This window comes from Pseudomonas vancouverensis (assembly GCF_004348895.1).
In the GTDB taxonomy this organism is placed as follows: Bacteria; Pseudomonadota; Gammaproteobacteria; order Pseudomonadales; family Pseudomonadaceae; genus Aquipseudomonas; species Aquipseudomonas vancouverensis.
Window position 1 is genome coordinate 19,573 of record NZ_RRZK01000022.1, and the last position, 21,483, is coordinate 41,055.

At 62.4% G+C, this 21,483-nt stretch carries 15 protein-coding genes; 10 read left to right on the forward strand and 5 right to left on the reverse strand.

Features of this window, described 5'->3' with window-relative positions; genetic code table 11:
- The first annotated feature begins 22 nt into the window (after positions 1 to 22).
- From EIY72_RS16270 to EIY72_RS16310, 9 genes are all read left to right on the forward strand, one after another.
- Positions 23 to 1,012 carry an acyl-CoA dehydrogenase family protein gene (locus EIY72_RS16270; protein ID WP_093221191.1) on the forward strand — a complete coding sequence of 330 codons (990 nt, stop codon included), beginning with the start codon at positions 23 to 25 and terminating at the stop codon, positions 1,010 to 1,012.
- 9 nt (positions 1,013 to 1,021) lie between these two features.
- A complete protein-coding gene (locus EIY72_RS16275; protein ID WP_093221188.1) occupies positions 1,022 to 1,810 on the forward strand; it encodes a crotonase/enoyl-CoA hydratase family protein in 789 nt (262 codons plus the stop codon).
- Between the two features lie 166 nt (positions 1,811 to 1,976).
- The gene (locus EIY72_RS16280) at positions 1,977 to 3,809 is read left to right on the forward strand and encodes a DUF1302 domain-containing protein (protein ID WP_093221184.1); all 1,833 of its coding nucleotides are present in this window, start codon (positions 1,977 to 1,979) and stop codon (positions 3,807 to 3,809) included.
- A 44-nt stretch (positions 3,810 to 3,853) separates the two neighbouring features.
- Positions 3,854 to 5,221: a DUF1329 domain-containing protein gene (locus EIY72_RS16285; protein ID WP_093230534.1), complete on the forward strand. Its 1,368-nt coding sequence runs from the start codon at positions 3,854 to 3,856 to the stop codon at positions 5,219 to 5,221.
- A 614-nt stretch (positions 5,222 to 5,835) separates the two neighbouring features.
- Entirely contained in the window at positions 5,836 to 7,785 is a 1,950-nt protein-coding gene (locus EIY72_RS16290; RefSeq protein WP_231985564.1) for a helix-turn-helix transcriptional regulator, read from the forward strand.
- A gap of 132 nt (positions 7,786 to 7,917) precedes the next feature.
- Entirely contained in the window at positions 7,918 to 9,270 is a 1,353-nt protein-coding gene (locus EIY72_RS16295; protein WP_093221180.1) for a coniferyl aldehyde dehydrogenase, read from the forward strand.
- Between the two features lie 28 nt (positions 9,271 to 9,298).
- Entirely contained in the window at positions 9,299 to 10,381 is a 1,083-nt protein-coding gene (locus EIY72_RS16300) for a Zn-dependent alcohol dehydrogenase (protein ID WP_093221175.1), read from the forward strand.
- A gap of 85 nt (positions 10,382 to 10,466) precedes the next feature.
- Positions 10,467 to 11,660, forward strand: a complete 1,194-nt coding sequence (locus EIY72_RS16305) for an acyl-CoA dehydrogenase family protein (protein ID WP_093221170.1) — start codon at positions 10,467 to 10,469, stop codon at positions 11,658 to 11,660.
- A 13-nt stretch (positions 11,661 to 11,673) separates the two neighbouring features.
- On the forward strand, positions 11,674 to 12,816 hold the full coding sequence (locus EIY72_RS16310) for an acyl-CoA dehydrogenase family protein (protein WP_093221166.1): 1,143 nt from the start codon (positions 11,674 to 11,676) through the stop codon (positions 12,814 to 12,816).
- 6 nt (positions 12,817 to 12,822) lie between these two features.
- Here the strand turns inward: EIY72_RS16310 and EIY72_RS16315 are convergent, their stop codons facing one another.
- Together EIY72_RS16315 and EIY72_RS16320 are read right to left on the reverse strand one after the other, a co-directional pair.
- Positions 12,823 to 14,109: a peptidase MATCAP family protein gene (locus EIY72_RS16315; RefSeq protein ID WP_093221162.1), complete on the reverse strand. Its 1,287-nt coding sequence runs from the start codon at positions 14,107 to 14,109 to the stop codon at positions 12,823 to 12,825.
- Between the two features lie 19 nt (positions 14,110 to 14,128).
- A complete protein-coding gene (locus tag EIY72_RS16320; protein ID WP_093221158.1) occupies positions 14,129 to 15,631 on the reverse strand; it encodes a DUF1254 domain-containing protein in 1,503 nt (500 codons plus the stop codon).
- A gap of 473 nt (positions 15,632 to 16,104) precedes the next feature.
- On the opposite strand from EIY72_RS16320, the gene EIY72_RS16325 reads away from it, so the two are divergent.
- Positions 16,105 to 18,024, forward strand: a complete 1,920-nt coding sequence (locus tag EIY72_RS16325) for a tyrosine-protein phosphatase (RefSeq protein ID WP_093221155.1) — start codon at positions 16,105 to 16,107, stop codon at positions 18,022 to 18,024.
- Positions 18,025 to 18,080: 56 nt separating this feature from the next.
- Here the strand turns inward: EIY72_RS16325 and EIY72_RS16330 are convergent, their stop codons facing one another.
- The 3 genes from EIY72_RS16330 to EIY72_RS16340 form a co-directional block, all read right to left on the reverse strand.
- The gene (locus EIY72_RS16330) at positions 18,081 to 19,022 is read right to left on the reverse strand and encodes a helix-turn-helix transcriptional regulator (protein WP_197678836.1); all 942 of its coding nucleotides are present in this window, start codon (positions 19,020 to 19,022) and stop codon (positions 18,081 to 18,083) included.
- A gap of 284 nt (positions 19,023 to 19,306) precedes the next feature.
- Positions 19,307 to 20,356 carry an alpha/beta fold hydrolase gene (locus EIY72_RS16335; RefSeq protein WP_093221147.1) on the reverse strand — a complete coding sequence of 350 codons (1,050 nt, stop codon included), beginning with the start codon at positions 20,354 to 20,356 and terminating at the stop codon, positions 19,307 to 19,309.
- 165 nt (positions 20,357 to 20,521) lie between these two features.
- Complete coding sequence (locus tag EIY72_RS16340) at positions 20,522 to 21,415, reverse strand: LysR substrate-binding domain-containing protein (protein ID WP_093221144.1); 894 nt, start codon at positions 21,413 to 21,415, stop codon at positions 20,522 to 20,524.
- Positions 21,416 to 21,483: the final 68 nt, after the last annotated feature.

A 21,483-nucleotide genomic window follows, 5' to 3' on the forward strand; every position in this document is an offset into this window, starting at 1 on the left:
CGCTCGAATAGGAAGACACTGCATGTTTACTGAAGCGATTGAGAAAATTCTGGCGGACCTGTGCACACCGACGAGGGTGCGGGCAGTGGAAGAGGGCGGTGACGCCACCTTGCTGTGGAACGCTTTGCAAGACAGCGGATTCCTCGAATTATTGACCCCGGAAGCGCAAGACGGTGCAGGGCTCACGCTTGAGTCACTGTTGCCGATTTTCACTGCATTCGGGCGCTACGCCTTGCCGGTTCCCGCCGCGCAAAGCATTGCCGCTCGCGCACTGCTGCGTGATTGCCCGACCGGGATGCTGACCCTCGCCGGTAGCGCCTGGCGCCAGGCCGACGGCAGCCTGTGTGCGCCGCAAGTGGCCTTTGGTCTGCTCGCCGATTTTGCCCTGGTCAACCTGCAAGGCGAGTTGCTGCTGCTCGATTGCCACCTGGCCCGGCGCCAGTCCATGGGCGTTCATGGCAGCCAATGTGCGACCTTGTTCTGGCCGGCCGAGTCGGTGGGCAAGGCCATTGGCAACAACGGTGAAGAGGTCCGTGTGTTCCATGCAGCCATCCATGCCGCGACCATCGCCGGGGCCATGGAGCGGGTGCTGGACATGACCCTGGAGTACTGCAACGACCGCGTGCAGTTCGGCAAGGCCATCGGCAAGTTCCAGGCGGTGCAGCATCAACTCAGCGTGATGGCCGAACAGGTGGCCGCCTCGCGTATTGCTGCGGAACTGGCGTTTAGCGCCGCGCTGCAAGTACCGCAATTGCTGCCGGCGGCCATCGCCAAGGCCCGTACCAGCATGGCCGTCCCTCAAGTGAGTGCCATCGCTCACGCGCTGTTTGGCGCCATCGGCATCACTGAAGAACTCGACCTGCAACTGTTCACCCGGCGCCTGCACGAGTGGCGCATCAGCGAAGGCTCGGAAAGTTACTGGAACGGCATTGTCGGCCAGGCCTTTCTGGACCAGCCCGGCACCTGCGCCAGCCATTTCGTGCGTCACGTCGCCCTGACTCAACCGGCCTGAGGATTCACCATGAGCGCATTTCTGAAATACGAACAGGAGGGTCACGTCGTCACCCTGACGATGAACGACCCCGAACGCCGCAACCCGCTGACCGGCAACACTGCCGTGCCTGAATTCCTCGAAGCCATCGAGCGCATCGAATGCGACAGCAGCGTGCGCGCAGTGATCATCACCGGCGCCGGTAGCGCCTTTTGTTCCGGCGGCAATGTGCGGGACATGGACCGCTACGCGCAGATGTCGGGCATGCAGTTGCGTCAGGAATACCGCACCGGCATCCAGCGTCTGCCGCTGGCGTTGTTCAACCTGGAAGTGCCGGTGATCGCCGCGGTCAACGGTGCGGCGATCGGCGCGGGGCTGGATCTGGCGTGCATGTGTGACATCCGTGTCGCCTCGGAGCAAGCGAAGTTCGCCGAGAGCTTCGTCAAGCTGGGGATCATTCCCGGTGACGGCGGTGCCTGGTTGCTGCCGCGCATCATCGGTTTGTCCCGCGCCACCGAACTGACCCTGACCGGGCAAATGATCGACGCCCGCCAGGCCGAGCAGTGGAACCTGGTCTCCCGTGTGGTACCGGCAGAGCAACTGCTGGACAGCGCCCGGGAAATCGCCGCCGCGATTGCCGCCAACCCGCCCCACGCCGTGCGTCTGGCCAAGCGCCTGCTGCGCGAAGCCTTGCACACCCGGCTCGACACTCTGCTGGAAATGTCCGCGACCTTCCAGGTGTTATCGCACCAGACCGCCGATCACCGTGAAGCAGTGGCGGCCTTTATCGACAAACGTGCGCCGAGCTTTACCGGCTGAGTGTCACCGAGCGTAACGCCCGCGACCCAGGTTTCGGTCGTGGGCCTGAAGTCAGGCAAAACCCCATGAACAACACCGGTCCAAATCACCCGTTCGGGTGTGAGGGCCTCGCCGGAGCGTCGCTAGCATGGGCACTCCAACACTTAATCCTTAACCGGAGAACCGCATGACAACAAAAACAATGCGCGGAGTCTTCCAGCCGAGTCTGCTGGCCGTTGCTGTGATGGTTGCCGCTGGTGCGAGCAATCAGGCTCACGCTGTTGAATTCAATATCGGCGAGATTCAGGGCAAGTTCGACTCGTCGCTGTCGGTGGGCCAGAGCTGGTCCACGGCCAATCCGGACAAACAGTTCATTTCCAACTTCAACTCCCAGGGCGTCAAGGGCGGCGAGTCTGCATCGCGCACCACCGACGACAACCGCCTGAACTTCGAGAAGGGCGACACCTTCTCGAAGATCTTCAAGGGCGTGCATGACCTGGAACTCAAGTACGGCGACAGCGGCGCCTTCGTCCGTGGCAAATACTGGTACGACTTCGAACTGATGGACGAGCACCGTCCGTTCTACGACATCGACGACAGCGGGCGTGACCGTGCGGCCAAGTCGTCGGGTGCGATGTTCCTCGACAGCTTCGTCTATCACAACTACACGATTGGCGATCAGATCGGCAACGTGCGTCTGGGCAAGCAAGTGGTGAGCTGGGGCGAGAGCACCTTTATCGGCAACTCGATCAACAGCATCAACCCGATCGACGTCGCCGCCTTGCGCCGTCCCGGTGCGGAAGTGAAGGAGGGGCTGGTTCCGGTCAACCTGTTGTACGTGTCACAGGGCCTGGCGGACAACATCACCGCCGAAGGTTTCTACCAGCTGCAGTGGGACAAGTCGGTGGTGGACAACTGCGGCACCTTCTTCGGCAGCGATGGTGTAGCCCAGGGTTGTAACGACCGTCTGGTGATCGCCGGGCAGGATCTGGCACCGGGCGTGGCGAAGAACACCGGCAGCCTCGCGGCCCTCGCCGCCGGTACCGACGACGCCTACATTCCGCGCCTGAAAGACAACGATGCGCGCAACAGCGGCCAATACGGCCTGGCCCTGCGCTGGTATGTGCCCGAGGCCAACGACACCGAGTTCGGCGCCTATGCGATGAACTATCACAGCCGCAACCCGTACCTGAGCATCGTGCAGATGACCAACCCGGCCGGCAGCCTGGCGTCGGCGCGCAGTGCCCGTTATTTCATCGACTACCCGGAAGACATTCGCCTTTACGGCCTGAGCTTCCAGACCAACGTCGCCGGTGTTTCCCTCGGTGGTGAAGTCAGCTACCGGCCGAACATGCCGCTGCAACTGAACACCGCCGACCTGTTGTCCGCTGCCACCTTTGGCGCCACCTCGCCACTGATCACCACGGGGTTCGCCGGGCGCAATCTGGGTGCCGAGGTCAACGGCTACAAGCGCATGCCGGTGACCCAGGCACAAGTGACGGCCACCCAGTTCTTCGATCAGGTCTTCGGCGCCAACCGCCTGACCCTGGTGGGCGAGGTCGGCTACAACCACATCGGCGGCCTGGGCAGGACGGACGGCACGGACCTGCGCTTTGGCCGCAGCCCGGCCTTCGGCTCCGGTGAACTGCCGGGCGTCGCCGGTGCGGCCACGTGCCTGGGCACAGCCCCGGGCTTGCCGACCGCCAGCAACCCGGCCCAGGAGTGCAACGGCAACGGCTTCTACACCAGCAACAGCTGGGGCTATCGCCTGCGCGGCAAGCTCGATTACCCGAACGTGATCGCCGGTATCAACCTGTCGCCGAACCTCGCCTGGTCCCATGACGTCGAGGGTTACGGCCCGAACTTCGATGAAGGCTCCAAGGCCGTCAGCCTGGGTGTCGATGCCGATTACCTGAACACCTATACCGCCAGCCTCAGTTACACCAACTACTTCGGCGGCGACTTCAACACCAACGTCGATCGCGACTACGTGTCGTTGAGCCTCGGCGTGAATTTCTGATGCAACTTTGCCCCAGAGGTCATTTGAACATGAACAATCTGAACATGAATGCACGTTTGATTTTGCGCGCTGGCGCATTGAGTCTGTCGCTGCTGGCCAGTTCGGTCATGGCCGCCGTCACCCCTCAGGAAGCCGCGCAGCTGGGGACCACCCTGACGCCCCTCGGCGCGGAAAAAGCCGGCGATGCCGCCACTGGCATTCCGGCCTGGACCGGCGGCTTGAAACCCGGTGCAGCCCCCCTGGACAACGGCTTTCTCGGCGATCCGTTTGCCGGTGAGAAACCGCAATTCGTCATCACCGCGGCCAACGCCGAGCAGTACAAGGACAAGCTGACCCCGGGCCAACTGGCGATGTTCAAGCGCTATCCGGACAGCTACAGGATCCCGGTGTACAAGACCCAGCGCACTGCGGCCAACCCGCAGGACATCTACGAGATCGCGAAAAAGAGCGCGGTGACCACCGAACTGACGCCGGACGGCAACGGCCTGGTGAACTTCACCCAGACCCGTTACTACCCATTCCCGATCCCGAAGAACGGCGTGGAAATCTACTGGAACCACACCAACCGTTATCGTGGCGGCAACATGGAGCGTGTGGCGGCGCAGGCGGCACCGCAAGCGAACGGTGCGTATTCCATCGTCGAATACGAAGACAAACTGGCCTTTCCGCAGTTGATGGAAGGCATCGCCGCCGGTCAGGCCGACAACGTCCTGTATTACTACAAGCAGGAAATCACCGCACCGTCGCGCATGGCTGGCAGTGTGATCCTGATCCACGAGACCATCGACCAGGTCAAGGAACCGCGCCTGGCGTGGGTCTACAACGCCGGTCAGCGTCGCGTGCGCCGTGCACCTCAGGTAGCCTACGACGGTCCGGGCAACGGTTCCGACGGCATGCGTACCGCCGACAACACCGACTTGATGAACGGCGCGCCGGACCGCTACGACTGGAAACTGGTCGGCAAGAAGGAAATGTACATTCCGTACAACAACTACCGCTTGCAGTCGCCGAAAGTGAAGTACGACGACATCATCAAGCCGGGCCACATCAACCAGGACCTGACCCGCTACGAACTGCATCGCGTGTGGCACGTCGAGGCCACGCTCAAGCCTGGCCAGCGCCACGTGTACGCCAAGCGCGATCTGTACTTTGACGAGGACACCTGGCAACTGGCCGAGGTCGATCACTACGATGGCCGTGGTCAGCTGTGGCGAGTCGGTGAGGGGTATGGCGTCAACGATTACGAACGCGGCGCAGCCGGCTACGCGATGATGGGGATCTATGACCTGATCGCCGGTCGCTACAACGTGCTGGCCATGACCAACGAGTCCAAGCACGCGACCACCTACGGCATGATGGCGAAAATGAACGACTTCACCCCGGCGGCACTGCGTAACGACGGCATTCGCTGACCGTTCGTCCCGCGTATAACCAACGCCCTGCCTGCAGGGCGTTGTGCGTTGCCCACCCACCTGATGCGGGTGGCGCACAAAAGGGCGCTTGGGCCAATGATGGAATCCACTCTCCATCAGCGAGGTCCGCCATGTTGGTGCCAAGACCGCATCTGTGCGATGTACTCCACCGCAAGCCCTGCCGCTTGCGACTGCTTTGCGCACCTGCCGGATACGGAAAAACATCGATCGTGCATCAGTATCTGCAGGGCATTGCACCGCCCGGGCGGGTGGTGTGGGTGTGTCTGGGGGGGCAGGTACAGACGCTTGCGGATGTGCGCGGGACCTTGGCCGGTGCCCTTGGGGTGGCGGTGGATGAAGTTTTTGCGTTTCTGCAGGCAGGCTCTCTATTGCCTGAGCCATCGTCATCGCGAGCAAGCTCGCTCCCACAGTTGACCGCATTCCCCTGTGAAGGCGAGCCTGCCCGCGAGAAGGCCCCGCCCGCCCGAGCATTCCTGTCGGCAAAAAACATGCATCCGGCCGAACCGTTTCCACAGTTGAGCGCATTCCCCTGTGGGAGCGAGCTTGCTCGCGATGAGGCCCTGGCAGGCAGTGCAATCCTGTCGACAAAAAACATGCATCCGGCCGAACCGTTTCCACAGTTGAGCGCATTCCCTTGTGGGAGCGAGCTTGCTCGCGATGAGGCCCTGAAGGCCAACGCATTCCTGTCGACAGAAAACACTCGTCAACCCGGCCCGATCCACATCGTTTTCGACGACCTCCCGGCAACCATGCCGGACGACTTGAACCACTGGTTCGACCAACTCCTGGCCCTGCACAACCCGCAGCTGCAGATCTTCGTCACCTGCCGCCAGCGCCCCGACTGGAACCTGCCGCGGCTGATGCTCACCGGGCAACTGCTGGAGCTCAATGCCCGCCAATTGGCATTGCGTCCGGATGAATTCGAAGCGCTGGTCGAAGCGCTGGCACCCGAAACGGATGCACCTTCCCGGGAAAAACTCTGGCACGACAGCGCAGGCTGGTGCGCCGGTGTGCGCCTGTCGCTGGTTCAGGCACAACCGACCCCATTGCTTGGCCAATACCTGGAGCGCGAACTGCTGGCGCGCCTGAGCCAGGAACAGTGCGAAGTCCTGATCGGCCTGGCCCATCTGTCCCGGGCCAATGCCGATTTTTGCGAACAACTCTGGGAAGGCCAGCAGCGTGGGCGGGTATTCGACAGCCTGTTGGCGTGCGAGGCGTTCCTGCTGCCCATCGACCTGCAAGCGCGCTGGTATCGGCTGGTGCCGTCGGTGGCCCAGGCGTTGCAAAAGCATTTGAGCGGCGCCGCGCTGAATCGCCTGCGCCTGCGTGCCTGCCACTTGCTCAGTGTGCAGGGCCACGTTGACGACGCGGTCGAACACGCGCTGAGCGCCGACCAGCCGGAAGTTGCCGCCAATTACATGGAGCGCCTGTGGCTGAGCTGGATTCTCAGCGAGCGCCACCTGAGCAAACTGATGGATTGGCGTGAGCGCATCGAGCCGCAGTTGCTCTACAGCAGCCCGCGCCTGATTTACCTGTGCGCCAAGGCGTTGCTGTTCAGTGGGCGACTGGACGAAGCCGAAGAGTGCCTGGCGCGTCTCGGACATTTTTTGCCGATGGCAGATCCTGCGCGCAACCAACGCCTGCTGGCGAACTGGCAGGCGCTGTTCGGCACCTTGCAGGCACTGCGCGGCCATTCAGGACCGGCGCGTACCCATTGCCGGGCTGCAATGGAAAGCTTGAGTGGCGAGGACTGGTTGTCGGTGTTGCTGTGCCACTGCATTCTGGCGCGCCTGGCCATGGACACCGGTGACCTCGAACAGGCGCAAGGTTTGCTCGACCACTCCCTGGAACTGGCCCGACGCCAGGGCAGCCATGAGTCGGAAGTGCTGATCAACGCCGACCGGGTGCGCCTGATGATGCTCAAGGGGCAGACCAGTTTCGCCCAGGCATTGCTGCGCACCGAGCTTGACCGCCTGACGTACACGCAACCGTTGCCGTTGCTCGGTCGCTTGTTGTTCCTGCGTGGTGAGCTGTTATTGCAACAGGGCCATCTCAGCGAAGCTGAAGTGGTCGGCGAGGCCGGGCTGTTGCACGTGCGCGATTGTTGCGCACCGTTCGTGCTCAATGGCTATCTCTTGCTCGCCGAGATCGCCTCGCGCAATCACGACCCGCAAAAAGCCCAGCTGCTGTTGCACGAGGCCGAGCGGCGGATGCACTGGGGCAGGATCGACAGCGCGCTCTATCAGGCAGCGATTGCCCGGCAGAGGGAGCGCATGCTGGCCCGCGAACAGCCGGCCGACAGCGGCAAGGCTTCACTGGCGCGTATCGGCGGTGTGCCGGATTACCAGGACGATCTGACACCCCGGGAAGTGTCGGTGCTCAAGCTGCTCGCCGAAGGCATGTCCGTGCGTGAGGTCGGCAACCGCTTGTTCATCTCGGAAAACACCGTGAAGACCCACGCCAAGAACATCAACGTCAAGCTCGGCGCCTGTCGTCGCACCCAGGCGATCAACAGCGCCAAGGCCATGGGCATCCTCGCCTGAAACCACTCGATCTGCCGCCACCCACCTGATCCGGGTGGCGGCCTGGCCCACGTCGATGATCAACCATGCGGGCAGACCTGTGCAGCGTCGTCCGTGTGCCGCTGCGTCCTTACAACAACAAGAGAGGTACAGATGAGCGCCATCGAGAGTTCACCGGGTGTCGACATCCGCGCGATTGTGGAAAAACAACGGGCCGCTTTCCTGGCCCGTGAACCTTACACCCTCGAAGAACGCTGCGAATTGCTCGACCGGGCGATGGGCCTGCTGGTCAACAACGAACAGGCAATCATCGATGCTCTGACCGCCGACTTCGGTCACCGCAGCCCGGCTTTTTCCAAGGGCAGCGAAGTGCTTTCACCTTTGGCTACCCTCAAGCAGACCAAGGCCGAACTGGCCCAATGGATGCAACCGGAGAAACGCCAGGCCCGTGGCGGTGAAGCCTGGGTGCAATACCAGCCGCTGGGTGTGGTCGGCATAGTCACGGCGTGGAACGTACCGGCCTACATGGTCTTCAGCGGATTGGCCGGTGCCCTCGCGGCCGGTAACCGGGTGATCATCAAACCCTCGGAATTCAACCCGCACACCTCGGCACTGATTGCCCGTTTGATTGCCTCGGTGTATGCCGAAGAAGAAGTGGCGGTGGTGCTTGGCGGGCCGGAAGTCGGCCAGGCCTTCTGTGGCCAGCCCTTCGACCATCTGTTGTTCACCGGCGCCACCAGCATCGGCAAGCATGTGCTGCGCGCCGCGGCCGAGCACCTGGTGCCGGTCACCCTGGAGCTGGGGGGCAAGTCGCCAGCGATCATTTCCCGCAGCGCAGATTTCAAGGATGCCGTGGCCAAAGTGGTCATCGGCAAGTTGCTGAATGCCGGTCAACTCTGCGTGGCGCCCGACCATGTCTACGTGGCGCGGGAGTCGCTGGATGCCTTCGTCGCCGTGGCCAAGGCGGTGGTAGCGAAGTTCTTCCCCACGCTGAAGGACAACCCCGAGTACACCTCGATCATCAACGCCCGTCACTTCCAGCGCCTGCAAGGCTACCTGAGTGAAGCCCGCGAGGCCGGCGTCGAACTGATCGAACTGAACGCGGCCGGCGAAGACTTCAGTCAGGGCACCCTGAACAAGGTCATGCCGACCTTGCTGCTCAATCCCGCAGACGATCTGCAGGTGATGCAGGACGAAATCTTCGGCCCCTTGCTGCCGATCATCGCCTACGACGACATCGGCGAGGTGATTGCCCGGATCAACGCGCGGCCCCGGCCGCTGGCGTTGTACTACTTCGGTCAGGACGTTGACGAAGAAGCCCGGGTGCTCAGTCGAACCTGTTCCGGCGGCGTGACCCTCAACGGCGTGATGAGCCATGCCAGCAGCGAAGGCCTGCCATTTGGCGGGGTCGGTGCCAGCGGCATGGGTGCCTATCACGGCATCGACGGCTTCCGCACCTTCAGCCACGCCAAGGCGGTTTTGCGCACTGCGGCCAACCTGGCCTGAATCCCCGAACATTCTTGAGAGAAATGCCATGAAAGCTGCCGTATTCCACAAGGTTGGTGCCCCACTGGTCATTGAGGAGGTGGGCATCAGCAAACCGGGCCCGCGTGAAGTGTTGATCCGCACCAAGGCCGTGGGGGTCTGCCACTCCGACCTGCACGTGATCGACGGTTCGTTTCCGTACCCGGGCCCCATGGTGCTGGGTCATGAAGCGGCCGGCGTGGTCGAGCAGGTGGGCTCTGAAGTGCGTTCGGTCAAGCCGGGCGATCATGTGGTCACCTGCCTGACGGTATTCTGCGGTCACTGCGACCACTGCGTTACCGGTCACCTGGCCCGCTGCGTGTCGCCGGAAACCAAACGTGGCAAGGACGAAGAGCCACGCCTGACTTACGTGCAAAAGCCGATGCCGCAGTTCGTCAACCTGTCGGGGTTTGCCGAGCAGATGCTGGTGCACGAGAACGCCTGCGTCGCCATTCGCCGTGACATGCCGCTGGACCGTGCTGCGCTGCTCGGTTGTGCGGTCACCACCGGCACCGGTGCGGTGTTCAACACCGCCAAGGTGCGTCCGGGCGAAACCGTCGCCGTGATCGGTTGCGGCGGCATCGGCCTGGCCGCCATCAACGGCGCCGCCTTGGCCGGGGCAGGGCGGATCATCGCCATCGACATGCTCGACTCGAAGCTTGAGCTGGCCAGGCAGTTCGGTGCCACCGATGTGATCAACGGCCGCGACGGCGATGCCGCCAAGCAGGTGGTGGAACTGACCCGTGGCGGCGTGCACCACGCCTTCGAATGCATTGGCCTAAAACAGACCGCCGAACAGGCTTTCGCCATGCTCGCCCGGGGCGGTACCGCCACCGTGATCGGCATGCTCAAGCCCGGCCTGAAAATCGAGCTCGATCCTTTCCAGCTCCTGCAAGAGCGGCGCATCCAGGGTTCGCTGATGGGTTCCAACCGTTTCCCGGTGGACATGCCACGACTGGTGGATTTCTACATGAGCGGCAAGCTCAAGCTCGACGAGATGATTTCCCAGCGCATTCGCCTGGACCAGATCAACGAGGCCTTCGATGAACTGCGTCGTGGTGAACTGGCGCGTTCGGTGATCGTTTTCGACTGATCGGACCTGCCGATAACCTGTGGGAGCGAGCTTGCTCGCTCCCACAAGGGGCGGGTGTTGTCCCATTGCTTTGTGGAGTAGCTGGATGAACATTGATTTCTCCGCGGACGAACAGGCCTTCCGCCAGGACGTTCGGGCCTTCCTGCGTGACCATTTGCCAAGCGAGCTGTCCGAACGGATCGCCCTGGGCAAGCGCCTGAGCAAAGAGCATCAGGTGCAATGGATGCGTATCCTCAATCGCCAGGGCTGGTTGGCGCCGGGCTGGCCCGTCGAGTTCGGCGGCACCGGCTGGACGGATGTGCAAAAGCATATCTTCGACGAGGAGTGCTTCGCCGCCGGTGCGCCGAAAGTGTTGTCCTTTGGTTTGAAAATGGTCGCGCCGGTGATCATCAAGTTCGGTACGGCCGAACAGAAAGCGCATTTCCTGCCACGGATCCTCACCTGTGAAGACTGGTGGTGCCAGGGCTACTCCGAGCCGGGTGCCGGCTCCGACCTGTCCTCCTTGAAAACCCGCGCCGTACGCGAGGGTGATGACTACGTGGTCAACGGCCAGAAGACCTGGACCACCCTGGCGCATTTTGCCGACTGGATGTTCTGCCTGGTGCGCACCGATCCCGAGGCACGCCAGCAACGGGGCATCTCGTTCCTGCTGATCGACATGAAGACCCCGGGCATTACCGTGCGCCCGATCATCACCCTGGACGGTGAGCACGAGGTCAACGAAGTGTTCTTCGACAATGTGCGGGTGCCGGTCACCAACCTGATCGGCGAAGAAAACCAGGGCTGGACCTGCGCCAAGTACCTGCTGACCCACGAACGCACCAGCATCGGCGGTATCGCGCAGAACAAGGCGCTGCTCGGCCGGCTCAAACGCATTGCCAGCGCGGAGCTGCGCAACGGTCGGCCTTTGATCGAAGAGCCAATGTTCCGCGCACAGGTGGCCGAGGTCGAGATGCAGTTGATGGCGGCGGAGATGAGCAGCCTGCGCACCCTGGCCGCTACGCAGAATGGCGATGCGCCGGGCGCGGAAAGTTCGTTCCTGAAAATCAGGGGCACCGAGATCCGCCAGGCCATTACCTACCTGATCAGCAAGGCGGTCGGTCCCTATGCATTGCCGTTCATCGAGGACGAACTGGGTTATGGCAGCGAGCCCTTGCTGTACACCGACTACAGCAGCGCCGCGACCTACCAGTACCTGGATGCACGCAAGGCTTCGATCTACGGCGGAGCCAACGAGATCCAGAAGAACATCATCGCGAAAATGATCCTCGAACTGTAAGGCGCCCACGACCATGGATTTCAAACTGACAGAAGAACAGCTGATGCTGCAGGACACGGCCGCGCGCCTGGTGCGTGACGTCTACGGGTTCGAGCATCGCGAGCAGTATCGCCAGAGCAGAAACGGCTTCAGCAATGCATTCATGCAGCAACTGGGCGACCTGGGGCTATGCGCGGTGCCTTTCGCCGAAACTTATGGCGGCTACGGCGGCAGCGGCGTGGACAACATGCTGATCATGACCGAACTGGGCCGCGGGCTGTGCCTGGAGCCTTACCTGCATTCAGTGATTTTTGCCGGGGGCCTGATCGATCAGCTCGGCAGCGCTGCGCAGAAAGACACCCTGTTGCCGCAGATCGCCAGCGCCGGTCTGCAAGTGGCGGTGGCACTGGAAGAACCGCAAAGTCACTACCAGCTTCACGACGTGCAGACCCGTGCCGAAGCGGTGAACGGTGGCTGGACACTCAACGGGCGTAAATCGGTGATCATCGGCGGGCACAGCGCCGGGCTGATCCTGGTGTCGGCGCGCACCAGCCATGAAGCTCGGGACGAGCAGGGCATCAGCCTGTTCCTCATCGACCCCCAGGACAAGGGCGTCACCCGCCGCGCCTTCGCCACCATGGACGGACGCATGGCCTGTGAGTTGTACCTGGACGATGTGTTTGTGAAAAGCAGCGCGGTACTTGGCGACCTGGGCCAGGCCTTATCTGCCTTGCGTTACCAGCAAGGTCGTTGCATTGCCGCGCAATGCGCAGAAGCGGTCGGCAGCATGGAAGCCGCTTGCGCCTTGACCCTCGACTATCTGAAAACCCGTCAGCAGTTTGGCCAGCCGATCGGCAAGTTCCAGGCCTTGCAGCATCGCATGGTCGACATGCGCATCGAGCTGGATCAGGCCACCTCAATGACCTTGCTTGCCGCCTGCGTGGCGGATCAGGAAGACAGTGACGAACGTAGCCGCGTACTCGCGGCAGCCAAGTTCATCGTCAGCCGTGCCAGCCGCTTTGTCGCCGATCAGGGCATCCAATTGCACGGCGGCATTGGACTGACCTGGGAATACATGCTGTCGCACCATGCCAAGCATCTATTGATGGTGGCGCGCCAGTTCGGCGATGACGATCACCATTTGCAGGCGTATGCGAAGCTGATGCAGGTGGCGTAGTGCACATCATGGGGCGGCTTGGCCACTGGCGTCCGCCTCGTGTTCGTCGGCGAAGGCGAGGAATTTCTCGAGATCGAGTACATCGAGTTTCACTCGCGAGATAAACGCCGAGAACGCCAGGTTGGCCGCCAGGCGCCGCAAGTCACTGGCCCAGGCCGGTACGTGCACCGGCCCCTGCAGCCAGCCGGATTCGAAAAGCGGCGCCAGGCGCACGGTATCACCCAGGCTCAGGCGTCCGGCAAACAGGTGGCCGACCAGTTCCGGGCGGTTGTCGCGGATCGCCACCCGCAGCAACGTGTGCACGCCAAGCAGTCCGGTCAGGTACGCCGCGTCCTTGGTAAAGGCCGAACCGCCACGCAGGTCGGCGCCACGAAAAATCCTCTGACTGGAGCGAAAGGACTCTTCCGGCGACTGACCACCGGCGAGAAACCCTTCGAACACCTGAATGAAATCCGCACCGTCCAGCGCCTGTTGCACGGCGAGCACGCGCAGGGCCAAACGCCGCAAGCGGTTGATGTCCATGCTGCCGGTGAACAGTTCGGCCAGGGTGGCGATGCCTTCCTGGGTCTGGGTGGTGCGTGGCGCGCCGAGGCTCATGCTTTTCAGGTTGGGTTGCAACGCGCCGTTCTGTGCAGTGGCAACGTGCACGAAGGCTTCGTGTTGCAGCAACTGCTGTTTGTCCAGCTCCGAGAACAGCGCGCTGGCGCGCAAGCGAACACGTGTCGCTCCGGCGATGGCCTTTGAGGCCAAGGTCGGATCGAGGATGACATTGATCTGGCCCGGGCCGAAAAAACCGTCCAGTTCCGGTTGCATCCACGCCGCGAAGTCCTCGGCAGTGATATCACTTTCAGTCGAGGGAATCCGGGCGCCACCGAGCAGTGCATCGGTGGTGTCGAGGAAGAACCGCGCCGCGTCGAGCATGTTCAGTTCCTGACGCGGGTAGACGAAATCCGGGCGCCGGTACAAGGCCGCCGAAAAATGCGTGAAGTCCGGCGTGCCGATGGCACCCAGCATGCGCCCGGCCGTGGCGTAGCTTTGGGCGGTCATGGCCAGGTAATTGCCGGCGGGATGCCCCCGGTCGCAGCAGCCGATAAAGGCTTCCAGGGCTTGAATGTCCGCACTGTGGTCGCGGGGTTGCAGCTCGACCCTGGGCATTTGCGCCTTGCCGTTGCGCCAGTGCTGCAGAAAGTCTTCCTCGACGCCGTCTGGCCAGGCGAGGGCAGGCAGCACGCGGATTTTGCGGGCCAGCCCCGGCAGGGCGGCATCCAGTTCGGACAGCGACGCAGCGCTCATGGCGTGTACCTCGGGAATATCATTCGGTTTTGACCACGGCCGGCGGCGTCCAGCTGCCATCGATGGCGTCGACCTCCGGCCAGTAGGCGCGCAGGTACAGCGAGAAGTCGGCGTCTTTCGGCGCGGGCAGCCAGTTGCTTTCCTTGTCCTTGCCCGGCGACTCACTTTGCACGTACAGGGTCAACGAGCCATCCGGGTTGGTTTGCAGGGTTTTGTTCTTGGTGCCGATTGAGTAGCGCTTCAAATCGTTCGGCGCGAAGAAATGCTGTTCGTTGTACAGCGTCAGCGACCAGAAGCCCCGAACCGGCGGCAATTTGTTCCTGGCGAAGGTCACTTTGTAGTCGTAGCGACCGTTGAGGCGCACGCCGTTCTCGTCGAGGTCCTGGTAGAAGTACTTGGTCTCCTTGTTCTGGTTGACGAAGATGTTCGAACGGGCCACGGCAGTGCGGGTGAAGTAGTCGGTGCCGAAGGCGGCGCCGTTGCTCACGGTGCTCCAGTGGTCGGACAGTTGCAGGCCGTAGTTGCTGAACTGCAGCAGCGGGTCTATCACTTCGCTGTCGGCTTTCCTGGCTTCGTCGATCATGGCCGCGCGCAGTGCCGGGTCGGACTTGGCGATATTGGCCAGGGCGGTCATTTGCGCATAGCGCACTTCTTCCCCGGGCAATGGCTTGGCATCGTTGAGCAAGACCGGCAGGTCATCGAAGAACTGCTCCGGTTGCACCCAACGGGTTTCGCCCTTGCCGTCGCCGGCCTGGGCGGGAAATTTCGGCAAGCGCGCCCAGTCGCGTCGCTTGACCTTGCCGTCGTACTGGGACAACGGGTACATGTCGATACCGGCCAGGGTCGTTTGTATCGCCTGGCGGTCGGCGGGGGTGTCGTCCTGGAACACCCGCGGAATCACGAAACCGGTGTTGCTGCGCGAACGGTAGACCTTGGTGATGCCGGGCGGCACCTTGCCGTTCCAGTCCGGGCCGACCAGCAGGTAGAAACCCGGCTGGGTGTTATACATCTTGCCAAGTTCGGCAAAGCTGTCGGAGCGCAGGTCGACCACCTGGTACACCCAGAAGCGACCGTTGAAATCCGGTATTTGCAAGACCACCGGCTCGAAATCCAGGGCAATGCTGCCGGCGCCATACACCACGTCCTGATTGGGGCAGGCCACCAGCCGTTGCGCGGGGTCGATGTAGTCACTGAGCATCGCCAAACGGTTGACGGGGGCAACCGGCACGATGCCGCCCATCAGTCCCGGCTCGGGCACGCTCTTGAAGGCCTGGCGCCGGTTGTAGATGTTGGCCATCGGCCAACCCCAGAAGTACGCCTCGCGGGCCATCATGCGCACGTAGGACTCGGTCACCTTGGTGCCGGCAACGGGACCGGTGACCGTGTAGGTGGCAGGCGCGATGGCAATGGTGTTGGGCTTGGGTTTTGGCTTGGCTTGTGTCGCGTGAGCCGGGACGCTCAGCAGCGCGGTGGCGCAGAGCGTCAGGGCGAAAAGCACATGGCACCGGTGCAGTGGGGTCATAAAGCGTCCTTACCGTTGACAGTCAGCTGATGCAGGAAAAGATAGCTCATCTTCAGCTGCATCAAATGCTGCGCGGGGCAAACGACGAAAACCGTGCCCTGCGGAGAATGCCGTTCACTTGAAAATTCTTTAGGCGATGAAAAACCTGTGGCGAGCGAGCTTGCTCCGGGCGGCGTTCCGACGCTTGAGTGCGCAGCACTCACAAAAAAAGGTGCTGAAGTACCATCTTTTTGGGGCCGCTGCGCAGCCCAACGCGAGCAAGCTCGCTCGCCACAAGAACTGGAAAGGCTGAAGATTTTCTTAGGCGACCAGAACTCCTGCCCCGAGCAGGATTTTTGCTGCTCCCACGGACAGAAAACGAGCTTCCCGGACACATCGCGCAGGCATTTCCCGAAAACCCGGTTTTGTAATATTCAGCGTCGAATCACTGCCCAATAGTGGCCAGCCCAACGTTTCATCAATGAGGCTGCATCGTGTTTCAACGTCTTCTCTTTTCCTTCTCGGTTCTAAGCCTGTCCATCGCTGCCGCCCAAGCCGCGGAGACGGTCCCCCTCAATACCCCACGCCTGAAGAGTCTGGACAACTTCCGCGACATCGCCGGCACCACCACGGCCTATAACACGGCCAATGACGGCACCATGCGCGCCGGGGTGTTTTATCGCTCCAATGCCCTGACCCCGTCGGCAGCGGACCTGGCGACCCTCAACAGCCTGGGCATCAAGACCGTCTACGACCTGCGCACCCCCGCCGAAATCGCCGCCACCCCCGACACCCTGCCCAGTGGCGCGAACTACATCAACATCGACATCGTCGGCGGTGCCACTTCCGGTGCGAACATCACCAACGTGGCCTTCCACAGCGCCGCCGAAGCCACGCAGATGATGCAGGACACCAACCGCGACTTCGTCCGCAACGCGGGCATGCGCAGCCAGTTCAGCCAGTTGTTCAATGACCTGGCTGCCGCCGACGGCGCCGAGCTGTTCCACTGCACCGCCGGCAAGGACCGCACCGGCTGGACCGCCGCCGTGCTGCAAAGCATCGCCGGGGTCGACAGCGCCACCATCATGAGCAACTACCTGGCGACCAACGACTACACCGCCGCGCGCATGAAGGCGACGCTGGCGGCGATGCCGCCGAGCATGGCGGCCATCTACGCGCCGCTGATCGGGGTCGACGCCAGCTACCTGCAAGCGGGTCTGGATGAGGTGACCGCGCAGTACGGCACGATGGACAACTACCTCAAGCAGGGCCTGGGCCTGTCCCAGGAAACCATCTACGTGCTGCGCGGCAAGATGGTGTTCTTCAACAGCCTGCCGGGTCAGGCCGGGCTGTCGGGCAACGCCGCGGCGGGCGCGGGCCTGTTGCAACAACTGCAGAACAGCAGCCTGTCGGGCACCTACAGCGACTACAACTACTACCTGCAATCGGCCATCGACGCCCAGAGCCTCGGGGGTGTCGAGTCCACGGTGGGTGGCCAGGTGCACGCCGACGCAGCCAGCTACCTGTTGCGTCAGACGGCGATGATCGATCAGGCCGCTGCGCCGTTCACCAGCGGCACCGACCTCAAGGCCGGCCAGTACCGCTTGTGGAGCACCGCGCTGGTGGGTTACCTGGGCACCGACGGTTCGTCCCAGGCACAAAGCAGCAACGAGCACAGCCAGGGCGTGATGATCGGCCTGACCCAGCGTTTCTCCGAGCAGCTCAGCGCCCACGGCGGCTTCGGCTATAGCAACGGCAACGTCGGTGGTGCCGGTGGCGAAGCGGATACCGACCTGACCTTCTTCAGCGTCGGTGCGCGTTTTGCCCCGGACGGTCTGGAGCGCGGCGTGTTCATCGATGCCGACGCCAGTGCCGGTTATCTGGACTACTCGAGCAAACGCGATATCGGCGGCGGCCTCGGTCGGGCCAAGGGCGACAGCCATGGCGACCTGACGGGGCTGACCCTGGCCGTCGGCTACCGCATGCCGATGCAGAGCGTGACCCTGGAACCGAGCCTTGGCGTGCGTGTCAGCCATGTCAATATTGCGAGCTTCCAGGAAAAAGGCAGCGAGCTGGCCCTCGATGTCGACAGTATCAACGAAACCCGCAAGAGCGCCGTGGCCAACCTCAACGCTTCATTCGCTGCCATTCCGATGGGTGCCTGGCAACTGGTCCCGGGTGTGCAGGTGGGCTACGAACACGTGCTGGGCGATCACGAAGTCGACAGCCAGGGGCACTTGCTGGGCCTGGACATTGAGCAACGCGCCGCGTTCGACAACCGCGACCAGTTCACCGGTGGCGTGAATGTCATGGCCAATCTGGGCGCGTTCAGTGTGGGTGCTGAAGTCGGTGCCGCTGGTGGCGGTGACAGCCATGGCGGTTATGGCAGCCTGAAGGCCAGCTACCTGTTCTGATGAGATATCCCTGGGCTCGCAGCATCGCGCTGGTGCTGTGAACCCAAGGGCAGGGATTAAGCCGAGTGCCGCATCCGCAGGCCTTTTCTGACCTCGGCGGGGCTCATGCCGTAAGCGTTCTGGAAATACTGGCAAAACCGGCCGACGTTGCTGAACCCATACTGCAAGGCGACGTCCGTCACCGAAGGTGCAGCGCCTTCAGCCAGTGCCGCGTACGCCCGCTCCAGACGCACTTGCCGCTGGTAGGCAACGATCGAGGTGCCAACGAATCGCTGAAACCCTTCCTGCAATGCGCGCAAGCTGACGTTGGTCAGCCGCGCCAGGTCCGTGCCGCTGACCAGGTTGTCGGGATGCTCCTGAATGTACTCGACCGCCAGCTTTACATGCCGTGGTGCGATGAGCAGTGTCGGGCGTTGCAGGGCTTCGGTGAAATTGTGCGGCCAGCTTTCCAGCACCGCGTCGATCAGCATTTCCCGCAGGCGCGAGGGCATCAATGATCCTGCGTTGAGCAGCAAATCGAATTCATTGCCTGTTGCCAGTTCGATCAATGCGCGAATGCCCTGGAACGCCGAGGCGTTCAAATCGACCACGGGTTCGAAGCACAGCTTTTGCACGATGGGTTTGCCGAGCAGGGTCGACAGTCGTTCGGTGAGCAGGCCGCGATTGATCGAGATGCCGTGCTGCGCATGGTTGTCGATGAAACGTGCCGAACGCACCTCGGCCTTGTCGATGGCCAGGCCGACCTGGGTATAGCCGACCGACTCGCTGGCATGGTTGAAAATGATCGTGCCGGCGGTGGGGATGACAAAGGAGATTTCGTCCAGCGGTGCGGGAAATGCTACGGAGAAATCCCCCCGGTAATGCATGCGCCGGAAACTTACGCCATCGTGTCGACCGTAGACGCCACCGATGATGATGTCCTTGGGTGGTGGCGGGGAATCGGCATAGAGATTGCCGAACATTTTCGAGAACAGCAGGCCGAAGTCGTCGCTGCGCATGTCGCCGGACCTGAGGATGAATGATTTACGCGTCGAGCTTGAGTACACCGCAGTGTCGCCTTGAGCTGGGCCCTGCACGCAGGGCACGGTCGATCGGATTTGAACGGGCGTGGATCAAAAAGCGCGAGGACGTTATCAAGGACTAGTGACAGTCCCGTGACGACCCATGTTTGAGGGTTGTCTTTTTTCACGGTTTGTTGCTCGAACGGCGCAGGCTTTGGCGGGGGCCGTGCTAGAGCCCTCGCCACAAATCCGAGCCGCACACCTGAGGTGAGGCGGTTGACTCAAAGGTGATCGGCGTCGATCACAGCCTTGGCAAAAGCCTGCGGATTCTCCTGGGGCAGGTTGTGGCCGACGCCGCCGTCGATCAAGCGGAACTGGTACTTGCCGGTGAACCGCTTGGCGTAGTCCTCGGGCGCCGGGTGCGGCGCACCGTTGGCGTCGCCCTCCAGGGTGATGGTCGGCACGCTGATCGCCGGTGCGGTGGCCAGCTTCGCCTCAAGGGCCGCGTATTGCTGTTCGCCCGGCTCCAGGCCCAGGCGCCAGCGGTAGTTGTACACGGTGATGTCAACGTGATCCGGGTTGTCCAGCGCCTTGGCACTGCGCTCGAAAGTGGCGTCATCGAAAGCCCACTTCGGCGAGGCGGTTTGCCAGATCAGCTTGGCGAAGTCATGGGTGTTTTTTTCGTAACCGGCACGACCGCGCTCGGTGGCGAAGTAGAACTGGTACCACCACTGCAGTTCAGCCTTGGGCGGCAATGGGGTTTTCCCGGCCGCCTGGTTGCCGATCAGATAACCGCTGACCGACACCAGCGCCTTGACCCGCTCCGGCCACAGGGCCGAGACGATGTCGGCCGAACGTGCGCCCCAGTCGTAGCCGCCGAGCACCGCCTGCTTGATCTTCAGGGCATCCATGAAGTCGATGACGTCACTGGCCAGTGCCGCCGGCTCGCCGTTGCGCAGGGTTTTGTCAGAGAGGAAGTGCGTGTCGCCGTAGCCGCGGGCGTAAGGCATGAGTACGCGATAACCCTTGGCCGCGAGCAGCGGTGCGACCTCGTCATAGCTGTGAATGTCGTAGGGCCAGCCGTGCAGGAGAATCACCACCGGGCCATCGGCCGGGCCGGTTTCAGCGTAGGCCACGTCGAGCAGGCCAGCCTTGATGTGCTTGAGCGGACCGAAGGGGGATGGCGCAGCATGGGGGGTGCTGACAGTGCTGGTCGCTGGCTCAGCAGACGCAGCGGTTTGCGCTTTGGCCGCGCCAATCGCGCAGAACAGACCGAGTGCGAGCATCGATGGGACGGCGAAGCGGCGGGTTTGGGTGAGTACCTTGTTCATGGTGATGTCTCCATTGCAAGCCGTTGGCCGGGGTCTGGCTGATCCCCTTCAAGCCTTGGGTGCATTGGAACGCGCTGAGGTATCTGCTCTGTGTCGATTTCTCGCCAGGTTGAAAGATTGTGTATCGACGCCAAGCGTTGATACACAGCGATACAAACCCGTTGTTCAAGGCGTGCGGGCCGTGTCCAGCAGCCACTGCCTGAAGGACAGTACCTCGGGGCTCGGACGTTTACCGGCTTTCGGTTGCAGCAGGTAATGCGCCTGCTCGATCGGCAATTCGCCTTCGAACGGTGAAATCAGCCGCCCGGAATCGGTGTAGGAACGGGTCAGGCTGCGTAGCACCAGGGCGAAGCCCGAGCCGGCGCTGGCCAGTTCCAGCGCCGTGAGCGAGGTGTCGACCTGCAAGCCCTTGCGGCTACTGTCTTCCTGGATGCCGGCGCGACGAAACCAGCGGGTCCACAGATCCTCACAACCCATGATGTGAATCAGGTTCTGTTGCGCCAGGCTGGCCAGCGCCTCCGGGGACTGCGCCCGTTCCAGCCAGCGCGGGCTGCACACCGGGATCGAAGCCTCTTTCTGGATCAGCTCGGCATCAAAGCCTTCCCACTGACCGTCACCGAAACGGATGTCGATGGCGCTCTGGTCCGCGCCCTGGGCGTCCGCCCAGATGTCGGCCAGCAAACGCACTTCGACATGGGGATAGGCATCGAGAAACCCCTGAAGCTTCGGCGCCAACCACAGCACCGCAAAGGCCGCGGTGGAGCGAACGGTGATCGAGCAGTCGCCGCGACTGCCGAACAGGCCCACAGTCGATACCGCCAATTCATCGAAGGCCTTGCGTACCGAAGGCAGGTAGGCACTGCCCATGTCGGTGAGGCGCACGCCACGGGGCAATCGCTCGAACAACTGGAAGCCCAGGTACTGCTCCAGCGAGCGAATTTGCAGGCTGACCGCTGCGGCGGTCATGTGCAGGTCTTCGGCTGCGGCGGTGAAACTCAAACTGCGCGCGGCCGCTTCGAAGGTGCGCAACCAGGGGAGATGCGGGAGTTTGTAGGACATCGGCCTGCCTTAAATATTTTTGACCCAAAGGCCATTTTTTTCTTGTTTGTCTTGACGCAGCTTTACCG

Excerpts from the sequence above, each read along its gene's own strand:
- EIY72_RS16340 (WP_093221144.1), bottom strand. The coding sequence starts at position 21,415 with ATGTCCTACAAACTCCCGCATCTCCCCTGGTTGCGCACCTTCGAAGCG.
- EIY72_RS16335 (WP_093221147.1), bottom strand. The coding sequence starts at position 20,356 with ATGAACAAGGTACTCACCCAAACCCGCCGCTTCGCCGTCCCATCGATG.
- EIY72_RS16310 (WP_093221166.1), top strand. The coding sequence starts at position 11,674 with ATGGATTTCAAACTGACAGAAGAACAGCTGATGCTGCAGGACACGGCC.
- EIY72_RS16270 (WP_093221191.1), top strand. The coding sequence starts at position 23 with ATGTTTACTGAAGCGATTGAGAAAATTCTGGCGGACCTGTGCACACCG.
- EIY72_RS16295 (WP_093221180.1), top strand. The coding sequence starts at position 7,918 with ATGAGCGCCATCGAGAGTTCACCGGGTGTCGACATCCGCGCGATTGTG.
- EIY72_RS16275 (WP_093221188.1), top strand. The coding sequence starts at position 1,022 with ATGAGCGCATTTCTGAAATACGAACAGGAGGGTCACGTCGTCACCCTG.
- EIY72_RS16320 (WP_093221158.1), bottom strand. The coding sequence starts at position 15,631 with ATGACCCCACTGCACCGGTGCCATGTGCTTTTCGCCCTGACGCTCTGC.
- EIY72_RS16300 (WP_093221175.1), top strand. The coding sequence starts at position 9,299 with ATGAAAGCTGCCGTATTCCACAAGGTTGGTGCCCCACTGGTCATTGAG.
- EIY72_RS16285 (WP_093230534.1), top strand. The coding sequence starts at position 3,854 with ATGAATGCACGTTTGATTTTGCGCGCTGGCGCATTGAGTCTGTCGCTG.
- EIY72_RS16280 (WP_093221184.1), top strand. The coding sequence starts at position 1,977 with ATGACAACAAAAACAATGCGCGGAGTCTTCCAGCCGAGTCTGCTGGCC.
- EIY72_RS16315 (WP_093221162.1), bottom strand. The coding sequence starts at position 14,109 with ATGAGCGCTGCGTCGCTGTCCGAACTGGATGCCGCCCTGCCGGGGCTG.
- EIY72_RS16330 (WP_197678836.1), bottom strand. The coding sequence starts at position 19,022 with ATGCGCAGCGACGACTTCGGCCTGCTGTTCTCGAAAATGTTCGGCAAT.
- EIY72_RS16305 (WP_093221170.1), top strand. The coding sequence starts at position 10,467 with ATGAACATTGATTTCTCCGCGGACGAACAGGCCTTCCGCCAGGACGTT.
- EIY72_RS16290 (WP_231985564.1), top strand. The coding sequence starts at position 5,836 with ATGCATCCGGCCGAACCGTTTCCACAGTTGAGCGCATTCCCTTGTGGG.